This window comes from Thioalkalivibrio denitrificans, from assembly GCF_002000365.1.
Classification (GTDB): Bacteria; Pseudomonadota; Gammaproteobacteria; order Ectothiorhodospirales; family Ectothiorhodospiraceae; genus Thioalkalivibrio_A; species Thioalkalivibrio_A denitrificans.
The window spans coordinates 1-18243 of record NZ_MVBK01000048.1 but is presented as its reverse complement, the minus strand read 5'-3'; the positions used below and the strand labels follow the sequence as shown (position 1 = coordinate 18243).

Sequence of the window (18243 nt, the reverse complement as noted above, 5' to 3'; positions counted from 1 at the left end):
ACAAGCCCACACGAGCCAGAGCGACAAGGTGCACAGCATCTCGAAATGATATGTCATCAACCTTGATAGGCTCATGGCGCGGGCGGCGCCGCAACCGCTCAATGATGAGACGGTTGATCCGATCAGCCTCTCGCTGTTTCTCTAGTTGCTTCAGGTGGCAGCCATTGCATCCGCATCTTTCGTGAGCCTGGTGGCCACAGGCGGGACAGAATGGTGGAGCAACACCATGGCCGCTTTGATATGCAGTCCGTGTTGGTGCGTTTTGAAGCAGGGGGCGCCCACAGTATGGACAGGGCAGTTCCTCCAATACGAACGGGGGAAAAAGCGAGGGTATCCGGTTCGGCGCTACACGGAGGTCGTACGCCGCGATCAGGTCCGCGACCTTCTCTCCCGCGTAGTAGCGGAGAATCAGCTCGTTCAGTTGGTCCTCGGTTAGGTGGCTAGTCGTCATCGTCTGAAGCCAAGCGAGTGCCGCCCGAGCATGGGTGCGGCCCGATGGATACTAAGGAATCCTTAGTATCCAAGCAAGCCGATAACTCAGACTCTCTGAGTCCACAGTCAACCGATTGATCGGAGATTTGCTGTGGGCTTAGAACGTCACTCTAAGGGGCCAGTAGGCAAGAGACTGCGAGACGCTCGGCTTGCGAAGGGGTTGTCCCAAAAGGAACTTGGGGTTAGCGCAGGCATCGACATGTCTAGCGCGAGCGCAAGAATCAATCAATATGAGCGGCACACGCACGTACCAGACTATGGAACGGCTCAGCGACTAGCGTCGGTACTCGACGTGCCGGTAATGTACCTCTATGCGGACGATGATGAACTGGCTGAGTTGGTACTTGCCTATTCGCGCGCATCCCTCAGGGCTCGCGCGAAGGCTAGATCGGCATTGGCAAAGACGAGTGATTGACCCCAAGGGTGACGGATCAAGATGCACAAACGCACCCTGACTGCGCCAAGTATTATGGACCCGCCGCCCGTTCGAGCGACTCGTTCTGCGCGACGATCCTTACTAGTCCTAAATTCTTGGTTCTTCGGGGCACCTACTGACAGACTCAGCTTCCAGTGACGGGGCGCAGCGCGCCGAGCGAAGGGTCCCGTGCGGCCCCACGTACCCGTAATTGCCGACCAGGGTAGAACCATGTTCTCAGCATCGAGCCTCAGACAGGTTCCTCTTCATCATTCATCTTTGCCATACGCACAACATGTGCATATGGCAATATGGCTAAATTATTCGCTATATTCATTAGGTTAACTGGATTTCGCAGTGTAACGCGGGTACTTCGTGTAAAGATAAAGGTTCGAGTCCTACACGACCCACCATTTAATCAAGCGCTTACGAAGCCCGGCACATGCCGGGTTTTTCGTGGGGTACACAATGGTCACAGTTGCTTCGTGTGCTGTGGCAGCGGCCGCGGTCCCTTTCCCGAGGCATGCCTTCCCCCTCAACGGGAAAACGGTGGTCTGTCCCCCGTTTCCGCGGTCCGCCCGAACGGCTCAGAAATCAAACCCGGCGCACCACCGCGACCCGGCGTCAGGCCCGTCCACGCAGACCTGCCGATAGAGGTCTTCGGTCAGTCCCCGGGACATGCAGCGGCGATCAAAGCTCTCCAGACGCGCACTCAGTCGCTCCTCTTCCCGGTTCGCAGCACGAACCCGGCGACTGAAGTCGGTCACCGACATGTCCAGGCGCCGTGCACGGTCTGCATATTCACCACGCAACTGCTCGTACTGCTGCTGCTGGGTGAAACAGCCGCCCCCCTGCATGGCGCCCATGTTCCGGCACGACGACGCCCGCAGCTGCGCGCTTTGCGCACGGGACGCCAGGAGGTTCAATGCGCTGCGCTCGGTCTCGATCCGGGCGCGCTCGTGTTCGAGCCCCGCTTCGGTCTCCCTGAGCGCACCGGCCGCCCGCTCCGTGGCCCGCGCCTCGCGCGCGCAGAAACGTGCATCGTCCGCCGAGAAGGCATTGGCAGGGACTCGGGGTCGCGGCGGCGTCGCGCGCGGCGGGCGGACTGCGGCAAGCAGCTCGGTAAACCGCTCTATCACCTGAACTCTCGCCTGCCCGAGGGCCTCGCGTGCCCCCTGCATGGCAAACTGAAACTCGAACTCCTCCCCCAAGGTGGTTCTGGCATACAGCGTGAGCGTGCGACCGCTCATGATCCGCTCCGCCGAGTCCCGATCGAGCGTCAGGCGGAAACGCTGCGCATTCCTGGCGCAGTTGCCGGTTCGCGCCGTACAGGCCTCGAAGGCGGGGATCGCCTGCCCGTCTATCAGCACATCCATCTGATGGGCGTAATAGAGCGGATGGGACTCCTCGCCCCGATGCTTGTAGAGGTAGAACCTGGGGTGAAACTCCAGGAACACCGGCGCACTCCCACCGTCGCGCGCGGGAATCAACAGGAGCCGGTGATCATGAAGGCGCTGTTGGGCGGCGGTCCTCTCGTCATCGCGGATCACCTCCCAGCGGGCGCCCGGGTTATTCACGAGATCCTGCGTCCGGGCCCGGTCGCGCCGATACTTTCCAATGACCGCCGAGTCACCGGCGAACCGCATGATCTCCACGACCCGGTAATGATCATCCGCCTCCCATGGGTCGGAGCGGTATTGCCGCAGGTCACTCATGCTCCCGCCCTCCGGAACACCCTCATGATTGAGGCGCACGCCGGGCCAGGCGCTGACGGGAGGAATCAGGAACATATACACGCGATCCGCGTTCGGCCAGACCGCGAGCTGGCACCGATGCTCGCTGACCCTCACGGTCAGGTTCAGATTCCACGCCGACAGGGAGGCGCTGTCGATCCTGTGCAGTTCGTCCCCCGGGGCCGTCGCCTGGGGATCCCCGTAGGGTGCAAAACGATCATCGGCGAGCACGTGGCGTCGCGACTGCGCAGGCGTGTGGTCACGACACACTTCAACAAAGCGCTCGCTGACCGTGCGGGCCACGGCAATGGCCTCGGAGATCGCCAATTGCGACGCCGTTGCCGGAGCCATCGCCGCGATGGCGGGCAACAGACAGCCAAGCAACCTTGCCGAGACGCGCAACAGGGGTCTCACACGCTTGTGCTCGGCGAATAACGGCATGGTGATCGGCATCTTTACAGCACTCCGGTGTTCGTTTTCGTGGTAGTGACAGCGGCGGGATTCTCCGCCGCGCGCGAGAGATCAGGGACGCCACAAGGGTTCCAGCACCCGCTCATAGGGCTGGGTCAGGGCGTGCGGATGACCGCAACGCCGGGCGGCCCGCTCCAGCGTAAGCGACACGGTCTCGTGGAGCACGCCGAGGCGGTTGTCGTCAGCCCGGACGTAGTCAACAAACCACGGGGCCGCCACCAATGCCTCCAGGCGCGTGGCCAGGGTGTAGGCGTAATGCTCCTCCGGGTACAGCTCACAGGTCTTGAGCTCCTCCGGCAGGGGCGCCCATTCCCGAAAAAGGATGATCGGCACACCACCCGCCTGGGTCTGGCCCGGGAACACGTATCCGACCACCGCAAACCCGTCCGCATAATCTCCATGCCTGGCCCGCAGGCGGATGGCGGTGCGATACGTCCCGCCCACCATGGGGGGCTTCACGCGGGTACGGATCTGCTCCACCCGCCCGAAGGTGAAGCGGCCACCGGGTTCTGTCATCACCAGATCCGGCAGCGGCGCACCCGAGGCCATGCCTCCAACCACCCCCACCTGCGCGCGGGAGACCGGGACGCCGGACTCGTCCACGACGCCGCCCTCGATCGCGGGCATGACCACCACCGTCTCCCTGACCGGCACGCACCCGCTCAGCCACAGGAGACACAACAGCGCCAGGGCGAACCGCAAGCCATGGGTGCCCGACGCCGCCATGGTCAGTATCGCCCCTCGATCGCCTGGAACCCGCCCTGCCCGTCCCGCTCGGTGTGAATCACATAGTCCACACGGCCGTCCGAGATGGTGTATGCAACCGGCCAGCTGCTGCGCCTCTCCAGCACTGCAGCGCCGGCGCCGAGGTCGACGATCTGCAGGGCCTCCCCGTGGGCCCCGGCTCGCCACCGGATGACCGCCATGGTGCCGGGCCCCGGCTGCCGGTGAAAGGTCTCCACGCTCTCGAAACCTGATGACACCGCGCCCCGGGACTCCGCAAACGCCGGTGTCCCGTCCCTGAATACACACAGGTGATCCATGCCCCGGCGGGTGTTGACCAGGACCTCGATGGATTCACCGGCCACCATGCCACGCGAGATATGAATCAGGCGCTGATCGATCCCTTCGTCGAACCACGAAGGTGCGACGGTGCGCGTCCCATCCGCTGGTGCCTGCCATGGGTGCGCCACGTGCCCGAGGGTCCATGCCCGGTCGCAACGACAGCCATGCTGGCGTACCGCGTGATCGAATGCGGAGCGCGCTTGCGCCTCGATCCCCGGGATGGGTTCCTCCAGCATCAACTGGAGCCTCGCCGTCTGTTGGCAGGCATTGGCCATATCTCCGCGGTCCGCGGACAGACGGATCAGCGCCAGCACGGCGTGCAGTCGATCCGCCGCGGTGCCGGGCGCGGCAAGGCAGTGGCCCAGGATCCGTTCGGCGGCATGCGGATCTCCGGCCGCGTCGGCACGCGCCACCACGTCCTGGCAAGGCTGGGTCACCGGTGCGGTCAGGGCCACCCACAGGACCCCGGTCAGCCACGGATTCAATGCCTATCCCCATACCCAAGTGCGTCGCGCTGCTCCCTGATCAGCACTTCCACCTTGCGGCGCAACCGAAACCGGGCCCACCAGCCCAGGCCGGCCTCCCGCGCCGCCCGCTCCAGCCGCAGACGCGCCCGGTCCGCCAGGACCCGCCAGCGCACGCGTCCGCCATCCATGGGGGCGGCGAAGGCCGCACCCACGAGGGTTCTAAGGTATTCCTCCCCGAATAACGGCGCCACGGGCCCGGGGGCCGATGGGGATGGCCCCCGTGAAGTCACGGCTTTCGGGGGCGCAGGGGCGTTCTCGACGGCCCGGCTCAGCCGCTCCCGCAGCGCCTGCTCAGAGTCTGCGCCTGACGGACCGCCGGCGTGACGCCCCCGGGCCAACAGCGACGAGAGCCTGCGCTGGGCGCAGTGAAGCGCGGCCTCCCGGTTTCCGCCCTGTGGCGGGAAGGCAGCCAGCGCTTCGGCGGCGAGTCCATCGATATCGATATGCGTACCAGGCATCTTTCACCGGAATATGAATCGACAGCCCCTGGAGGCGCGGCGTCACTCGTAACAGAACCATGCCGGACCGCGTGTGCGGTTCAACATATCAAGAGAGGTCATGGGGGAGGGGTGACTTCCGGGACAGGCGGTCCGTTTTGCCCGATCGAGAATTCAGGTGCGGGAGATTCGTCGCGAATTGTCAGCTCCCCCTGTGCAGGTCCACGCAATACTGGAGGTTTCCGGGGGTGGATCTGGCGGTACTCGACCGGTGTTATGTCGTTCAGTTGCAGTCGTTCAGCGCAGGTCGTACCAGACTCCTCGGCCACTGCCATGCTGCTCAAGCGTGCCGCGTTCGACCAATGCCCGGAAATGCTGCTTGAGCGTGTTGCGGCTGGCCCCAGTCAGTTTGATGATCTCACCCATGGTGACGCGACCGTGCTCGCGGGCGAACTCGACGATCTGTAGCTGAAGTTCGGGCATGGCTGCCAGCACAATCTTTTCGCGCTCGACCTTCTTCTCGAGGCGTCGGACCTGCTCGGCCAAGGAGCGCAGGAAGTACGTCAACCACGGCTGCCAGTTCGGCGATTCCGTGCGGATCGTTCCCTGTGTCTGCCGCAGCGCCAGGTAGTAGGCTTCCTTGCTCTGTTCGATCACACTTTCCAGCGAGCTGTACGGCACATAGGCATAACCAGCCTGCAGAAGCAGGAGCGTGGTCAGCACGCGGGAGAGTCGACCGTTTCCGTCCTGGAAGGGGTGGATCTCCAGAAACACGACGACGCACAGGGCGATGCTCAGCAGCGGGTGCAATCGGGCCGCGTCGCGCTCTTGGTTCACCCAGGCCACCAGCTCCGTCATCAGGCGGGGCGTGTCGAAGGGTGACGTGGTCTGAAATACGACGCCGATCTGTGCGCCGGTTTCGTCGAAGGCGGTGACGCTGTTCGAGTGGGTCTTGTAGTGGCCTCGATGCCAGGTGTCCTTCTCGCTGTAGCGCAGAAGGATCTGATGTAACTGCTTGATGTGATTCTCGGTGAACGGGATGTCCTGCCAAGAAGAGAACACCAAATCCATCAACTCGGCGTAGCCGGCCACTTCCTGCTCGTCGCGGGTGGCGAGGGACTTGATCTCCAGGTTCGCCAGCAGTTGCTCCACCTCCCGGTCGGACAGCTTGCTACCCTCGATGCGGGTAGAGGAGCCGATGCTCTCGATGGTGGCTACGCGGCGCAGGGCCGACAGTCGGTCGGGCGCGAGTGTGCCCAGGGCACGCCAAGCGCCTTTGAACTCGTCGATCCTGGCGATGAGACTCAGGATCTCGGGAGTGATCTGGATGGTGTCGGTTCGCAGCATGAACCAATGTTACACCCAATTACACCCATTTTCGATCTACATCCATTAAAACGCCTATTTACACCCAATCTAGCGCTGCTCCACGGATAACGGGGGTAACCGGTCGAACCACGCGATCCCTCAATCCAAGATATGACCATAATAATATCCATAAAAGGCTTTCTTGCCTGTCGGTGCAGTCATTATTAATTGACTGTCGTCGGTAGATTGCCTATAAAAATAGCCACATGGTAACCAAATGGCCAACTTGGTGGCCATCCACATTAGATGGCCGACCGGAATGACTGCAGCCAGAACCTATTCCAAGTACAGCCGCGAGGCGCTGTCCCTGCTGGGCAAGCAGATCCGTATGGGGCGTAAGCAGCGCCGATGGAGCGAGCACGCGCTGGCGGAGCGGGCAGGTATCGCCCGTGCCACCTTGCAGAAGATTGAAAAGGGCGACCCGGGTTGCGCCATCGGGCTGGTGTTCGAGGTGGCCGCGCTGGTGGGGGTGCCGCTGTTCGAGGCGGATATGGCGGGGCTGCCCCGCCAGCACGAGCGGCTGGACGACAAGCTGGCTTTGCTGCCCAAGGCGGTGCGTCCGGCAGCCACGGCGGTCGATGATGACTTCTGATCACCGTGAGGCCTACGTCTGGGTCTGGCTGCCCGGCGCCACCGAGCCCGTGGTGGCGGGCAGGCTGGCCGCCAGCGACGGACAGCTGATCTTCAACTATGGCAAGAGCTATCTGGCCCGCGCAGATGCCATGGCCCTGTACGCGCCGGAGCTGCCGTTACAGCCCGGCGCCTTGCCGCTGCTGCCGGGCTTGAGCATGCCCAGCTGCCTGCGCGACGCAGCCCCGGACGCTTGGGGACGGCGGGTGGTGATCAACCGCTTGCTGGGTGTGAAGGGGCTCAAGGCGGACAGCGCTCAACTCCACGAGTTGACCTACCTGCTGGAGTCTGGCTCAGATCGGATCGGCGCGCTGGATTTCCAGCACTCACCCACCGAATACGTCCCTCGTGGCGCGCCCGGCGCGACGCTGGCCGAGCTGCTGGCCTCGGCTGAGCGGGTGGAAAAGGGCATTCCACTGACGCCGGAGCTGGATCAGGCCCTGTTCCACGGAAGCTCCATCGGCGGCGCCCGCCCCAAGGCGCAGGTCGAAAGCGACCAGCACAAATACATCGCCAAGTTTTCCTCCACTACCGATCTCTACAGCGTGGTCAAGGCGGAGTTTGTCGCCATGTGCCTGGCTGAGAAGGCGGGCCTGAACGTGGCGCCGGTCTCCCTGGCCTGGGTGGCAGGCAAGGAGGTGCTGCTCATCGAGCGCTTCGACCGCGTGTTCACAGGGGCTGGCTGGCAGCGCCGGGCGATAGTGTCTGCCCTGACCCTGTTCGGCCTGGACGAGATGATGGCGCGCTATGCCAGCTACGAGGATCTGGCGGAGATCGTGCGCCACCGCTTCACCCGCCCTGCAGCCACGTTGCGCGAACTGTTCGGCCGCCTGGTGTTCAATATTCTCTGCGGCAATACCGACGATCACGCCCGCAACCATGCCGCCTTTTGGGACGGCCAGATGCTGACCCTGACACCTGCCTATGACATCTGCCCCCAGGCACGTACAGGCAACGAGGCCACCCAGGCCATGTTGATTCACGGCCAGGAACGCCATAGTCGCCTCTCGGCCTGCCTGGAAGGCGCCCATCATTTCCTGCTCTCGCGTCAGGAGGCGTTGGCCCTGATCGAGACGCAGTTGCTCGCCCTGGGCAAATACTGGGACGAAGTGTGCGAGGCCGCGCAACTCACGGCTACCGACCGCTCCTTGCTGTGGGGGCGCCAGTTTCTCAATCCCTATGCCTTCGATGATCTGGATGGAGACGCCGCTCATCTGGCCGGGCTCGCGGCACAGATGCGCGCCAATGGACAATGAGGCTTCCGGGCCGGCGGCCATGGGTAAGCTTCTGCATGTGTGCCATAAATGCTTGCGAGCACATGTGTCTGAGAAGTGCAGGTCGTGTCAACGCCTGCAGGGGATCTGAGAAACCTGGTCGATGGGAGGCGCCATCTGCCTACGGCCAGGGGTGCGCAAGAAAATAATCATGAGCGTGTGTGGTGAGCATCCATGGCAACATTGATTCCATCACTCAACAGTTGCCTGAGCCGGATGCAGTCCGGAGAGAAGCGCTTTGCGCGCCGGCTGGAAAGCCATCTGGAAGATGATTATCTCTGCTGGTACGAAATGCCCGTGGGGCGGCGGCAGCGGTATTCGGATTTCATCATCCTGCACCCCGCGCGCGGCTTGCTTCTGCTCGAGGTCAAGGATTGGAAGCTGGAGACTATCCAGCACCTCGACAGAGCCAGCGTCTCGCTGCTGACGCCCAACGGCCTCAAGACAGTCAGCAATCCACTGGAACAGGTGCGTCAGTGCGCCTACCAGTTGGTGGACCGGCTCCAGGGCGATCCGCAGCTGGTGGACCCCTCTGGCCGTTACCAGGGGAGGCTCTGCTTCCCTTACGGCTATGGCGTGGTGCTCACCAGGATCACCCGTGAACAGTTCAACAGCAGCGGCATGTCCGAGGTGATGCCCGGGCACCAGGTGATCTGCCGTGACGAGATGGTGGAATCCACCGATCCGGAGGCTTTCCAGAAGCACCTCTGGGATATGTTCAATGTGACTTTCAACCGCCAGATGACACTGCCGCAGATCGACCGGGTGCGCTGGCATGTCTTTCCGGAAATACGGATCGGGAACGGGCAGGCCGGGTTGTTCGAGGAAGCCCCTGACGGCGAGTCGAACGACAGTGATGCAAAGTCACCGGATGAGATGATTCCGGACATCATCAAGGTGATGGACATGCAGCAGGAACAGCTGGCGCGGAGTCTCGGCCAGGGGCACCGGGTCATCCACGGTGTGGCCGGCTCGGGCAAGACGCTGATCCTGGGGTATCGCTGCCTGTATCTTGCCCGCCTCCTGCACAAACCCATACTCGTGATCTGCTTCAACATCACGCTGGCCGCGCGCCTGCGCGGCATGATGGAAGAGCAGGGCATCCATGACCGGGTGCATGTGTATCACTTTCACGACTGGTGCGGCGAGCAGCTCAAGCGCTATCACGTGCCGCGCCCCACACCGGGCAAACACTACCTGGATGAGCTGGTGCCCAGGGTGATCGAGGCCGTCGAAAAGGGCGAGATTCCAAGGGCTCAGTACGGTGCCCTGATGATCGATGAAGGCCATGATTTCGAGGCGGACTGGCTCCGGCTGATTGTCCAGATGGTTGATCCTGATGAGGGCTCCCTGCTGCTGCTCTACGACGACGCGCAGTCCATTTATAAGAGGAACAGGGCACTGGATTTCAACCTCTCCAGCGTGGGCATCCAGGCGCGCGGCCGCACGACGATCCTGAGGCTCAATTATCGCAACACCCATGAGATCCTGGATTTCGCCTACCGTTTCGCCAAGCACTACCTGAACACGACAGAGTCCGACGAGGACCACGTCCCGCTGGTGGAGCCCGAGGCTGGGGGCCGCCACGGTCCACCCCCTTACCTGAAGCTCTGTTCATCGCTGGATGAGGAGATCCGCTATATCACCCACACCCTTTCGAGGCTCAACCGGGAGGGGATCCCATGGCGCGACATGGCAATCACCTGCCATTCCAAAGCGCTGGCCAGACGGGTCACCGCGGGCTTGAGCGAGTCGGATGTGCCGGTGGACAGCCTGGTGGAATCCGTGGAGAAGAAGGCTTTTGACCCGGCGAAGGACACGGTGAAGGTGATGACCATGCACAGCAGCAAGGGTCTGGAGTTCCCCGTTGTGGTGATTCCGGGTGTCGGCGGGTTGCCAGGCCAGTACGATGATCCGGAGTCGGACGCCAGGCTGCTGTACGTGGCGATGACCCGTTCCACAGACAAGCTCCTGCTCACGGCCAGCGAGGAGTCAGACTTCGTGACACTCCTTTCTCAGGATCGGTCCGGTTCGGACGAATGAAGCACGGGGACGGACCACAAAGTCTCACTCAGGAACAGGCCCCGATCTTGAATTTTTCATGCCTGGAAAAATCAGGGGCCCATTCTTTTCGTAGGCAAGGGTTGCGTTCGGGGTGTTTCGGTGCCTGGGACTGTCCCGTTACAGTTGCCAGGTGTTCTACGACGCAGCCGTCGCCGGGCGGCCTCCCGGTACGGGCCTATCGACACGAGGTTATAGAGAAACGGGTATACGGTCGCCGGATAGCTCACGCTTGGCGTCCCTCTAGTCCATACCCTTGATCAGGGTAACCTTGACCTCAGCCTCCAGTAGGATGGCGTCCTCCCGCGTCGACGCGGTGATCCACTCTCGCTTGGCGCTCACCTTCACGTCCAACTGCCACGTACTACTTGGTCTGATGGCCATGGTTGGTCCTTCTCGGAGTCACATTAGGTCCGCAAGCTCGTCCCTGAGCGCATGCCCCTTGTTGGTAAGCTTCACGGTCTTGGTGCGACGGTCGGCCATGTCCTCGGTCGCCTCGACCAAGTCCATTCCCGCCTTGCCGAAACGGTTCCACTTGGAGAGGGCTTGAATGACCCGTGATGCTGAAGCTTTGGAACACCCCAGCTTTTGGCCGACCTCCCCAACCGTGATGCCCTCGCTCAGGCACACGATCAGGAAGGCCTCGAGCACCTGCGAGGGTGCGTCCGAGTCGAGGGCTCGGAAGCGGCGCAGCACATTGCGGGTACCTGTCAGTTTCTCGATACTCGTGCGTTTCATATCCATTCCCCAGTTATCGTTATTGAGACGTCCGTGCAAGGTGTCGGGAGGAAAGTGGGAGGTCACCCTATGGGACATTCTTCGTGTGGAGCATTTCCCGAAGTGCGAGTGTATTCATTGGTGAGACGTTTTCCTAGTGGGACTAATGCCAATCGGTTACCTTGCAGGTGTATCGAGGGCGGTATACCGATTTCACTTATAGATGAGCCATAACACTGAGGCATTTCGGCGCCAGCAATTGTCCTCCGACACTTGCCGGGTGTCCTCCCAAGGCGCTGTCACTGCATAGTCTCCCGGTATGGGTGTATCAACAGGGGGTTAGAGTAATGTGTGCACTGTCTCCGGGAAGCCACATAGCCGGAATGCCGCTGCATCCGCCTTCCGTGTGATCAACTTGGCAGGAGATCATAGCTAGGCCGTGTCCAATTCCTCTTCCGCGTACTCTATCCAACCTTGCTTGTATATGTGCTTGGGAATCGAGATGTAATGGATCTCAGGTTTTCTGATCATCACGGTTCGGTGATAGTCCTCGATCGGAAGGTAGATCACGTCGTCCATATCATCTGGGTCGATTTCGATGGCTGATAATGCCTCAAAGACAACGCGGCTTTCTCCCACGCACTCGAACCGCAACTTGCCCGAAGATAACTGCCAAAGGATCTGCGTAGCACGGTCGAATAACTCCCGCGTTGTCTGCGCCGCTTCCTTCTTCACGTCGTCGCGGTCTTCCGCAGCAACCTCTCTTGAAGCAACGAGCTGGTCCAAATCCTCATCGGTAAGGCGGACTTGGCGCAGAACTGCATCGATTCTTTCCTCATCTACTTCTCCATCCAGACTGTCAGGGAAATCCATATGCTCGACGATCTGCCAGAAATCATCGTCTGGCAGCACACCCAGATGGCCTGTGTACTCCTCTGGTCCATAGGTGTCGTACGCTTCGCTGGAGAAGTAGACGTCCGAGACGGCTTCGCGGCGAATGTAGACGAGTCGATTGTCCAATGATTCGGCGATTATGAACGCACTTCCACCTTGGATCTGGCGATACAGACTTGATCGCTCCGCTTCAGAGATCGGCAGGAGCAGCGGCCCTCCCGCGGCAAAATGGACCGCAACCTCCCCAAAGTATTTCCGGTCATCGCCCACAGTGTCGTCAGTACCGAACAGGTCAAAGGCGCGTTTCTTTCCCAAGATCTCCTCAGCCGATGTTTTCAGTACCCGAGCTAGTTTCTTCAACTTGGACTTTGGAATAGGTGCAGATCCGGCTTCCCAGCGTTGATAGTTGGGTTGACTCATGCCCATCGCTTTGGCCACTTGAGCCTGTGTCATTCCCGCCTCCAGTCGTTTCTTCTTCAGCGTCGATCGAGTTCTCATCTTGTCCTCCCGGTCTGGACAATATACGTATATTCTATACATATATGTATATTGTCCAGATGCAGGCGATGGCGTCCACCGGTACACGGAATGAGAATGACGAGTTGGACCACGCTATCCCAATGATTATTTGGAAAAAGAGCGCAGATTCTTCAACCATTAGGGCCTTGGCAGCCTAATTCGAACCCCGAAGAAATGGCCGTTCCAGGCGGGGAGGCCGTGCTCAGTGGCGTACGTGGTGTTGGGGGCTGGGCCTAATATGACTCAGGATCCCCGTCCGTGGGGACGTGGCGCGATTATTGAATTGCGCCACTTTGCCCGCTATGCTCGGTCACATCGCATTGTTCTCCCCGGATGTCCGATGCCCCGAACTGTCTCCCAGTCTGAACTCGATGCCATTCGCCGATCCGTCGGCGGTTTTCCCGCAGGCGCGTCGTTGGAGGAGATCGCCGGGGTGCTCGAGACCGATATGCCCAGGCGCACCCTTCAGCGGCGATTGGCCCTGCTCGTTGATCAGGGTCGGCTGGTGAGCCAGGGGCGGGGTCGCGGATGTCGCTACTACAGTCCTGAACACGTTGAACGTGGTCAGCAGGCTCGCCTGGTTCTGAACCGGGACGCGGCCTTGAGGGTGTTGTCCCGCCTCAAGCCGGAACTGGCAGCGAAGTACGGCGTGACGCGTCTGGCCCTGTTTGGCTCGACCGTGCGCGGTGAGGCCGGGCCCGACAGTGATGTGGATGTCGTGGTCGATTTCGATGGGCCTGCGACCTCTGAGCGCTATTTTGGCGTGCAGTTCCGACTGGAGGATGAGTTGGGTCGTCCGGTGGATCTGGTATCGGGCAAGGCCCTCCGGCCCGAGTTGCGCCCGTACATCGAGCGTGAGGCGATCAGTGTCTGAGCGCGAGTGGCGCTTCTATATCGATGACATGATCCGGTTTGCGGGCAATGTCCTGTCGTACACCGAGGGGATGGATCAGGACGACTTTATGTCCACGCCGCTCAACTATGACGCCACGTTGCGCAATCTGGAGCTGATCGGGGAGGCCGCGACGCATGTTCCGGATGACGTTCGCGCAAAGTATGCCGATATTCCGTGGCGGATGATCATCGCCACGCGCAACCGGCTGATTCACGCTTATCTGGGAATCGATGATGACACCGTCTGGAGTATCATTCGTGACGACATTCCGGCGCTGATGAAATCCCTCAAGCGACTCCGCAACGACATCGGTGGCACTTCATAGACATCTTGCGACACGCTCTTCTGGTAACGGAGAACAGGGTACCTGTTCACTTATTGACGCGCTTTACGCTCTGGGTATTTCGGCGTTAATGACTATGCCGCAACAGTCGCCAGGTGTTCTACGACGAACCGTTGCCGAGCGGCCTCCCGGCATCGGTCTAGCGACAGGCGGTTATTGAGAAACGCGGATACGGTCCGCGGAAGGTCTTGGAAAAAGACACAACCCGCCAAGGCGGGTTGTGTCTTTTTTCCGGCTTCAGATTTGTCGATACGGTTGTCCGCATCGCAGCGTGCCGGGCTCCAGCCCGACATGCTTCACTGTTACCAGTAGGCCATCAACCGATCCTGTTCCACTTTGTGTTCGAAACGGCGCAGCGGGCGGTCGCCGATCTCGACGCACTCGCCGCTCTCGATATCAAAGGCCCAGTGGTGCTTGGGGCAGGTGAGGCGGTTGCCTTCGAGTGCCAGGTGCGGGATGTTGGTGACCTGGTGGGGGCAGCGGCTGTCGTAGACGCGGATGTCGTGGCCGGTTCGGTAGACGAACAGGTTGCGGCCGTCGCAGTCGAGATACGTGACCTCTTTCTCGGGAATGTCCTCCATGGGTGCCAGGTCGTGCCAGCCGGGCTCGGCGTTCAGGTTTTCCGGCCGGAACTCGGGCAGGTCCATGTCCAGCAGGATCTCCGCCGCCCACACGATCTTGGCGAGGCCCAGCACGGGAAAGGCCATCAGCAGCGCATCGATGATCTCGTTGGGCTTGGCGCCGTTGCGCAGTGCGCGGGTGAGGTATTGGCGGAAGCCGGGTTCGGTCTGCACCGCCACCTTGGTGATCACCGAGATCAGGTCGCGGGTGCGGGTATCCAGGTTCTCACCGGCTTTCTTGAGAAAGGTGAAGTAGCCGGTCATGGCCTCGGGGCGGGCCTGGACCAGGTACTTGAGGGCATCACTCATTGGAAGCTCCTGAACGTGTGTTGGACTTTGGCCGGGGCTGCGGAACCCTGCCGGCACGCCGCCCGTGCGGCGGGTCGTAAGCCGCCAGCTTGACATACATGACCGCAGCCTGCCGGATGCGAGCGTAAGGATACCGTACTTTGGCGTCGGCTCACCCACACCCTTGCCGTCCATGCGGTCATAAGCCTGGATTATTTTTGCAATACACAGGTTGGATGGAAAGACCTCCCGCCACGCGGGATCGCGATATTCGGACTAGACTCCTGACAGAGGCGGAATGTGCGCCTCTCCCTGCGTCGCGGCCGTCAGGCGGTCGGCCAGGCGTGCTCGCGGCATGCCCACAAACCTTGCGCGGCGGCAAGGCCGCCGGGAGTTCGCGCAATGGGCAATCAAGTCCGCAATACCGGGGTTTCCTTGCCCCGCATCCTTCTTGGCGCGCTGTTGGTCGCGCCCCTTCTCCTGATGGTTCCGGCCTCCGCGGACTACGGTCCCGGCCAAGACGCTCGGCTCGACGCATTGCAGCAGGCGGCGGACCAGGGCTCGGTGCATGACCAGGCGCTGCTGGGGAACCTGTACCTTCACGGCACGGGTGTGCCACGGGACTATGAGAAGGCGCTGCTATGGAGCGGCAGGGCCGCGCGCCGGGGCGGCGTGTTGGCACAGCATGACCTCGGCCACATGTACTATCACGGCCTCGGTGTTCCCCGCGACTATCAGCGCGCGGCCCACTGGCATCGCCTGGCGGCGGAACAGGGTTTCGGCCCTTCGCAGCTTGGCATGAGCGTCCTGTACGCCACGGGGAAGGGCGTGTCGAAGGACTATGTCCTTGCGCACAAGTGGTCCGACCTTGCGGCCGCCCACATGACACGCGCCAACGGGGCGGTTGAACGGGCGTCGGAACGGCGCGACGCGGCCATACGGTATCGCGACGCTGTTGCGGTGCACATGACGTCCGAGCAGATCGCGGAAGCCCGGCGACTGGCCGAAGAGTGGCAGCCGAGGGTCGTGCAATGAACGCTGGGGTGGACTGAGCACGGGTCCACAGCCCGGACATTGCACCAAGGCGGCCGGCGGCGATGTACATACTGCTACCGTGGCTTTATGACCAGATGCGCCAATTTATGGCACGCGTTCAGATAGTCACACAAAGCCGCCGGCCGCCTTGNNCAAGGCGGCCGGCGGCTTTGTGTGACTATCTGAACGCGTGCCATAAATTGGCGCATCTGGTCATAAAGCCACGGTAGCAGTATGTACATCGCCGCCGGCCGCACGGCCCGATTGTGCGAAAAAAAGCCCCGCCGGGCATCCCGGCGGGGCTTGAAGGGCTCGATCATCCCCCGATACGGATCAGACCTTTTCCATGCCCGGGTTGTCGCCGATGCCCTTGATCCGGGGCACGTTGACCTCGCCGGCGGAGATGGTCTTGTGGTCGCGCAGGTGATCCGCCAGCACATCCCAGATCTTGCGGCCGGTGTCGCCCGCGGGTTCCTCCGCCACGCTGGCCCATCCGGCCACCACGTAGTCCTTGGACGGGTCGATGGGCTTGCCGTCCAGCTCCAGGTCGGAGATGCGCTCGCCGATGGTCTTGCTCAGGTCGATGGAGTACTTCAGGCCGCCCACGCGCACCATGTCGCCGCCCTGCTGGTAGAAGGGGTCTTCGTTGAACAGGTTGTCGGCCACATCCTCGAGGACGATCTTGATCATTTCGCCGCTCATGGCATTGCGGGTCACGGCCGGGTAGGTCAGACCGGTCTGGTCCATGACGTGCTCGAAGGTGATCTTCTGGCCCGGCAGTACCGTGGTACCCCAGCGGAAGCCGGGTGAGAAGGCGATCTCCGCGTCGATCTGCTCCAGCAGGGCGTCGCAGATCACCTGGTCGAAGGTGCCGTTGAAGTTGCCGCGCCGATACAGCAGTTCCTCGGCCTCGGCAATCTCCTCGGAGAGCTTCTCCTGCATGTTGAAGGTCTCGCCGTCGAAGGTCACCGTCTGGTTGCGCATGTTGGTGATGTGGTCCGCCATCTCCCGGTCCGGCTCGATGAGGTTGGCGAACACGGGCAGCAGCTTGTACCGGTAGCCCTGCACCTGGCCGTTGCGCACGTCCAGATCCAACACGCCCAGGAACTTGGTGTTGGAACCGGCGTTGGTCACCAGGCAGGTGTGGCCGTTGGGGCTCTTGATCTCCAGCGGCTGGGGCACGGCGTCGTGGGTGTGGCCGCCCATGATGGCGTCGATGCCGTCGACGATGCTGGCCAGCTTGATGTCCACGTCCATGCCGTTGTGCGACAGCACCACCACCACCTCGGCGCCTTCGGCGCGGGCCTCGTTGACCACGTCCTGCATCTGGCGATGGCGAATGCCGAAGGACCACTCGGGGACGAAATGACGCGGGTTGGCGATGGGGGTGTAGGGGAAGGACTGCCCGATCACCGCCACGTTCACGCCGTTCTGGTTCTTGATGACGTAGGGCCGGAAGACGCGCTCTTCCCAGTCCGTGTCCACCACGTTCTGGGCGACGAAGTCGATGTGGCCCGCGAAGTCGTTCTCGATGACTTCCTTCACACGGTCGGCGCCGAAGGTGTATTCCCAGTGGCCGGTCATGATGTCCACGCCGACCATCTTCTGGATGTCCACCATGTCCTGGGCATTGGTCCACAGGCCGGTACCGGAACCGCCGCCCCAGGTGTCGCCGCCGTCCAGCAGCAGGGCGCCGGGGCGTTGGGCGCGGACGTTCTTGACCAGGGTTGCAAAGTGCGCGAAGCCGCCCACCTTGCCGTACTTCTCCGCCAGTTCCACGAAATCCAGGTAGGTGTAGGCGTGGGACCAGAGGCTCGGGTGCTCGATGTTGTAGTACTCGAGGAAGCGCTTGCCGACGACGTGCGGCGGGCGGCCGTGCATGTCGGCGATGCCCAGGTTGATGTTCGGCTCGCGGAAGTATATGGGCAGCAGCTGGCCGTGGCAGTCGGTGTAGTGCATCAGCGTGACGTTGCCGTACGGCTGGAGCTCGTAAGGGTTGCTGGGGCCGTTGGCGGCCCGGCCGTTGCCGTTGCCCTGCTCGGCCCCGTTGCCGCAGCCCGTGAGGCTGAAGCCGGCAGCACTGGCAGCGGCCAGCACCTGTAGGAATTCTCGGCGGGAAAGATTCATTGTTGAAAGTCCTCCAAACTCGCTGCGATCGGGCGCAAGGGTCTTGTTGTATGAACGGCGTGCCCCTGGAGAGGGCAGGTTGTCGGCAACGTCCCGTGTGGGTGCACTCGGACAACGACGCCTGGCCGTGCGGTCTTATTCCGGGCCTGTCGGCCCATCATCCCTTTGCCGCTTGCCAGCCTCTTGATAGTTAAAAGGCCGGGCTCCCTTGGGAGCCCGGCCTGATGCTGTGTTGCTCAGCCGATCTGTACTTCGGTCGAGTCGGACTCGCCCTTGTTGTCCACCCAGGACAGCGTGAGCGTGTCGCCGGCCGACGCGCCGGTGAACTCGAA

At 61.9% G+C, this 18243-nt stretch carries 18 protein-coding genes; 7 read left to right on the top strand and 11 right to left on the bottom strand.

Annotated elements, in window-relative coordinates; all coding sequences use genetic code 11:
• The first annotated feature begins 583 nt into the window (after nt 1–583).
• Nucleotides 584–907 carry a helix-turn-helix domain-containing protein gene (locus B1C78_RS18055; protein WP_077278807.1) on the top strand — a complete coding sequence of 108 codons (324 nt, stop codon included), beginning with the start codon at nt 584–586 and terminating at the stop codon, nt 905–907.
• A gap of 587 nt (nt 908–1494) precedes the next feature.
• Here B1C78_RS18055 and B1C78_RS08870 read toward each other — a convergent pair.
• From B1C78_RS08870 to B1C78_RS08850, 5 genes are all read right to left on the bottom strand, one after another.
• Nucleotides 1495–3093, bottom strand: a complete 1599-nt coding sequence (locus tag B1C78_RS08870; RefSeq protein ID WP_077278806.1) for a hypothetical protein — start codon at nt 3091–3093, stop codon at nt 1495–1497.
• A 69-nt stretch (nt 3094–3162) separates the two neighbouring features.
• Nucleotides 3163–3837 carry a hypothetical protein gene (locus B1C78_RS08865; protein ID WP_077278805.1) on the bottom strand — a complete coding sequence of 225 codons (675 nt, stop codon included), beginning with the start codon at nt 3835–3837 and terminating at the stop codon, nt 3163–3165.
• Between the two features lie 2 nt (nt 3838–3839).
• Nucleotides 3840–4661 carry a hypothetical protein gene (locus B1C78_RS08860; RefSeq protein WP_077278804.1) on the bottom strand — a complete coding sequence of 274 codons (822 nt, stop codon included), beginning with the start codon at nt 4659–4661 and terminating at the stop codon, nt 3840–3842.
• On the bottom strand, nt 4658–5161 hold the full coding sequence (locus B1C78_RS08855; RefSeq protein WP_077278803.1) for a hypothetical protein: 504 nt from the start codon (nt 5159–5161) through the stop codon (nt 4658–4660). Before B1C78_RS08855 ends, B1C78_RS08860 begins: the two co-directional genes overlap by 4 nt.
• Before the next feature lie 276 nt (nt 5162–5437).
• On the bottom strand, nt 5438–6487 hold the full coding sequence (locus B1C78_RS08850) for a Fic family protein (RefSeq protein ID WP_077278802.1): 1050 nt from the start codon (nt 6485–6487) through the stop codon (nt 5438–5440).
• A 280-nt stretch (nt 6488–6767) separates the two neighbouring features.
• Here B1C78_RS08850 and B1C78_RS08845 point away from each other — a divergent pair, with 280 nt between their 5' ends.
• From B1C78_RS08845 to B1C78_RS08835, 3 genes are all read left to right on the top strand, one after another.
• Nucleotides 6768–7100 carry a helix-turn-helix transcriptional regulator gene (locus tag B1C78_RS08845; RefSeq protein ID WP_077278829.1) on the top strand — a complete coding sequence of 111 codons (333 nt, stop codon included), beginning with the start codon at nt 6768–6770 and terminating at the stop codon, nt 7098–7100.
• Entirely contained in the window at nt 7090–8394 is a 1305-nt protein-coding gene (locus B1C78_RS08840) for a type II toxin-antitoxin system HipA family toxin (protein WP_077278801.1), read from the top strand. Before B1C78_RS08845 ends, B1C78_RS08840 begins: the two co-directional genes overlap by 11 nt.
• Before the next feature lie 192 nt (nt 8395–8586).
• A complete protein-coding gene (locus tag B1C78_RS08835) occupies nt 8587–10455 on the top strand; it encodes a DEAD/DEAH box helicase (protein ID WP_077278800.1) in 1869 nt (622 codons plus the stop codon).
• Nucleotides 10456–10716: 261 nt separating this feature from the next.
• On the opposite strand, the gene B1C78_RS17615 is transcribed toward B1C78_RS08835, so the two are convergent.
• The 3 genes from B1C78_RS17615 to B1C78_RS08825 all read right to left on the bottom strand — a co-directional run bounded on the left by B1C78_RS17615 (nt 10717) and on the right by B1C78_RS08825 (nt 12582).
• Nucleotides 10717–10857, bottom strand: coding sequence for a hypothetical protein (locus B1C78_RS17615; protein WP_175628266.1), 141 nt, complete (start codon nt 10855–10857; stop codon nt 10717–10719).
• Between the two features lie 18 nt (nt 10858–10875).
• Nucleotides 10876–11217: a MarR family winged helix-turn-helix transcriptional regulator gene (locus tag B1C78_RS08830; RefSeq protein WP_077278799.1), complete on the bottom strand. Its 342-nt coding sequence runs from the start codon at nt 11215–11217 to the stop codon at nt 10876–10878.
• Nucleotides 11218–11622: 405 nt separating this feature from the next.
• Nucleotides 11623–12582 (bottom strand): helix-turn-helix domain-containing protein, encoded by a 960-nt coding sequence (locus B1C78_RS08825; protein ID WP_175628265.1) that lies wholly within the window; start codon nt 12580–12582, stop codon nt 11623–11625.
• Between the two features lie 361 nt (nt 12583–12943).
• On the opposite strand from B1C78_RS08825, the gene B1C78_RS17985 reads away from it, so the two are divergent.
• Both B1C78_RS17985 and B1C78_RS08815 read left to right on the top strand, forming a co-directional pair.
• Nucleotides 12944–13477: a nucleotidyltransferase family protein gene (locus B1C78_RS17985; RefSeq protein ID WP_217698019.1), complete on the top strand. Its 534-nt coding sequence runs from the start codon at nt 12944–12946 to the stop codon at nt 13475–13477.
• On the top strand, nt 13470–13823 hold the full coding sequence (locus tag B1C78_RS08815; RefSeq protein ID WP_077278797.1) for a HepT-like ribonuclease domain-containing protein: 354 nt from the start codon (nt 13470–13472) through the stop codon (nt 13821–13823). Before B1C78_RS17985 ends, B1C78_RS08815 begins: the two co-directional genes overlap by 8 nt.
• Before the next feature lie 320 nt (nt 13824–14143).
• On the opposite strand, the gene B1C78_RS08810 is transcribed toward B1C78_RS08815, so the two are convergent.
• Nucleotides 14144–14770: a Rieske 2Fe-2S domain-containing protein gene (locus B1C78_RS08810; protein ID WP_077278796.1), complete on the bottom strand. Its 627-nt coding sequence runs from the start codon at nt 14768–14770 to the stop codon at nt 14144–14146.
• Nucleotides 14771–15151: 381 nt separating this feature from the next.
• Here B1C78_RS08810 and B1C78_RS08805 point away from each other — a divergent pair, with 381 nt between their 5' ends.
• Nucleotides 15152–15784, top strand: a complete 633-nt coding sequence (locus B1C78_RS08805) for a tetratricopeptide repeat protein (protein ID WP_077278795.1) — start codon at nt 15152–15154, stop codon at nt 15782–15784.
• Nucleotides 15785–16117: 333 nt separating this feature from the next.
• Here B1C78_RS08805 and soxB read toward each other — a convergent pair whose 3' ends face one another.
• Nucleotides 16118–17911, bottom strand: coding sequence for a thiosulfohydrolase SoxB (gene soxB, locus B1C78_RS08800; RefSeq protein WP_077278794.1), 1794 nt, complete (start codon nt 17909–17911; stop codon nt 16118–16120).
• A gap of 236 nt (nt 17912–18147) precedes the next feature.
• Nucleotides 18148–18243, bottom strand: a 96-nt coding sequence (locus B1C78_RS08795) for a thiosulfate oxidation carrier complex protein SoxZ (protein WP_175628263.1), incomplete at its 5' end; no start/stop codon positions are given.

Excerpts from the sequence above, each read along its gene's own strand:
- B1C78_RS08805 (WP_077278795.1), top strand. The coding sequence starts at position 15,152 with ATGGGCAATCAAGTCCGCAATACCGGGGTTTCCTTGCCCCGCATCCTT.
- B1C78_RS08865 (WP_077278805.1), bottom strand. The coding sequence starts at position 3,837 with ATGGCGGCGTCGGGCACCCATGGCTTGCGGTTCGCCCTGGCGCTGTTG.
- B1C78_RS08855 (WP_077278803.1), bottom strand. The coding sequence starts at position 5,161 with ATGCCTGGTACGCATATCGATATCGATGGACTCGCCGCCGAAGCGCTG.
- B1C78_RS08850 (WP_077278802.1), bottom strand. The coding sequence starts at position 6,487 with ATGCTGCGAACCGACACCATCCAGATCACTCCCGAGATCCTGAGTCTC.
- B1C78_RS08825 (WP_175628265.1), bottom strand. The coding sequence starts at position 12,582 with ATGAGAACTCGATCGACGCTGAAGAAGAAACGACTGGAGGCGGGAATG.
- B1C78_RS08830 (WP_077278799.1), bottom strand. The coding sequence starts at position 11,217 with ATGGATATGAAACGCACGAGTATCGAGAAACTGACAGGTACCCGCAAT.
- B1C78_RS17985 (WP_217698019.1), top strand. The coding sequence starts at position 12,944 with ATGCCCCGAACTGTCTCCCAGTCTGAACTCGATGCCATTCGCCGATCC.
- B1C78_RS08845 (WP_077278829.1), top strand. The coding sequence starts at position 6,768 with ATGACTGCAGCCAGAACCTATTCCAAGTACAGCCGCGAGGCGCTGTCC.
- B1C78_RS08870 (WP_077278806.1), bottom strand. The coding sequence starts at position 3,093 with ATGCCGATCACCATGCCGTTATTCGCCGAGCACAAGCGTGTGAGACCC.
- soxB (WP_077278794.1), bottom strand. The coding sequence starts at position 17,911 with ATGAATCTTTCCCGCCGAGAATTCCTACAGGTGCTGGCCGCTGCCAGT.
- B1C78_RS08810 (WP_077278796.1), bottom strand. The coding sequence starts at position 14,770 with ATGAGTGATGCCCTCAAGTACCTGGTCCAGGCCCGCCCCGAGGCCATG.
- B1C78_RS08840 (WP_077278801.1), top strand. The coding sequence starts at position 7,090 with ATGACTTCTGATCACCGTGAGGCCTACGTCTGGGTCTGGCTGCCCGGC.
- B1C78_RS08835 (WP_077278800.1), top strand. The coding sequence starts at position 8,587 with ATGGCAACATTGATTCCATCACTCAACAGTTGCCTGAGCCGGATGCAG.
- B1C78_RS17615 (WP_175628266.1), bottom strand. The coding sequence starts at position 10,857 with ATGGCCATCAGACCAAGTAGTACGTGGCAGTTGGACGTGAAGGTGAGC.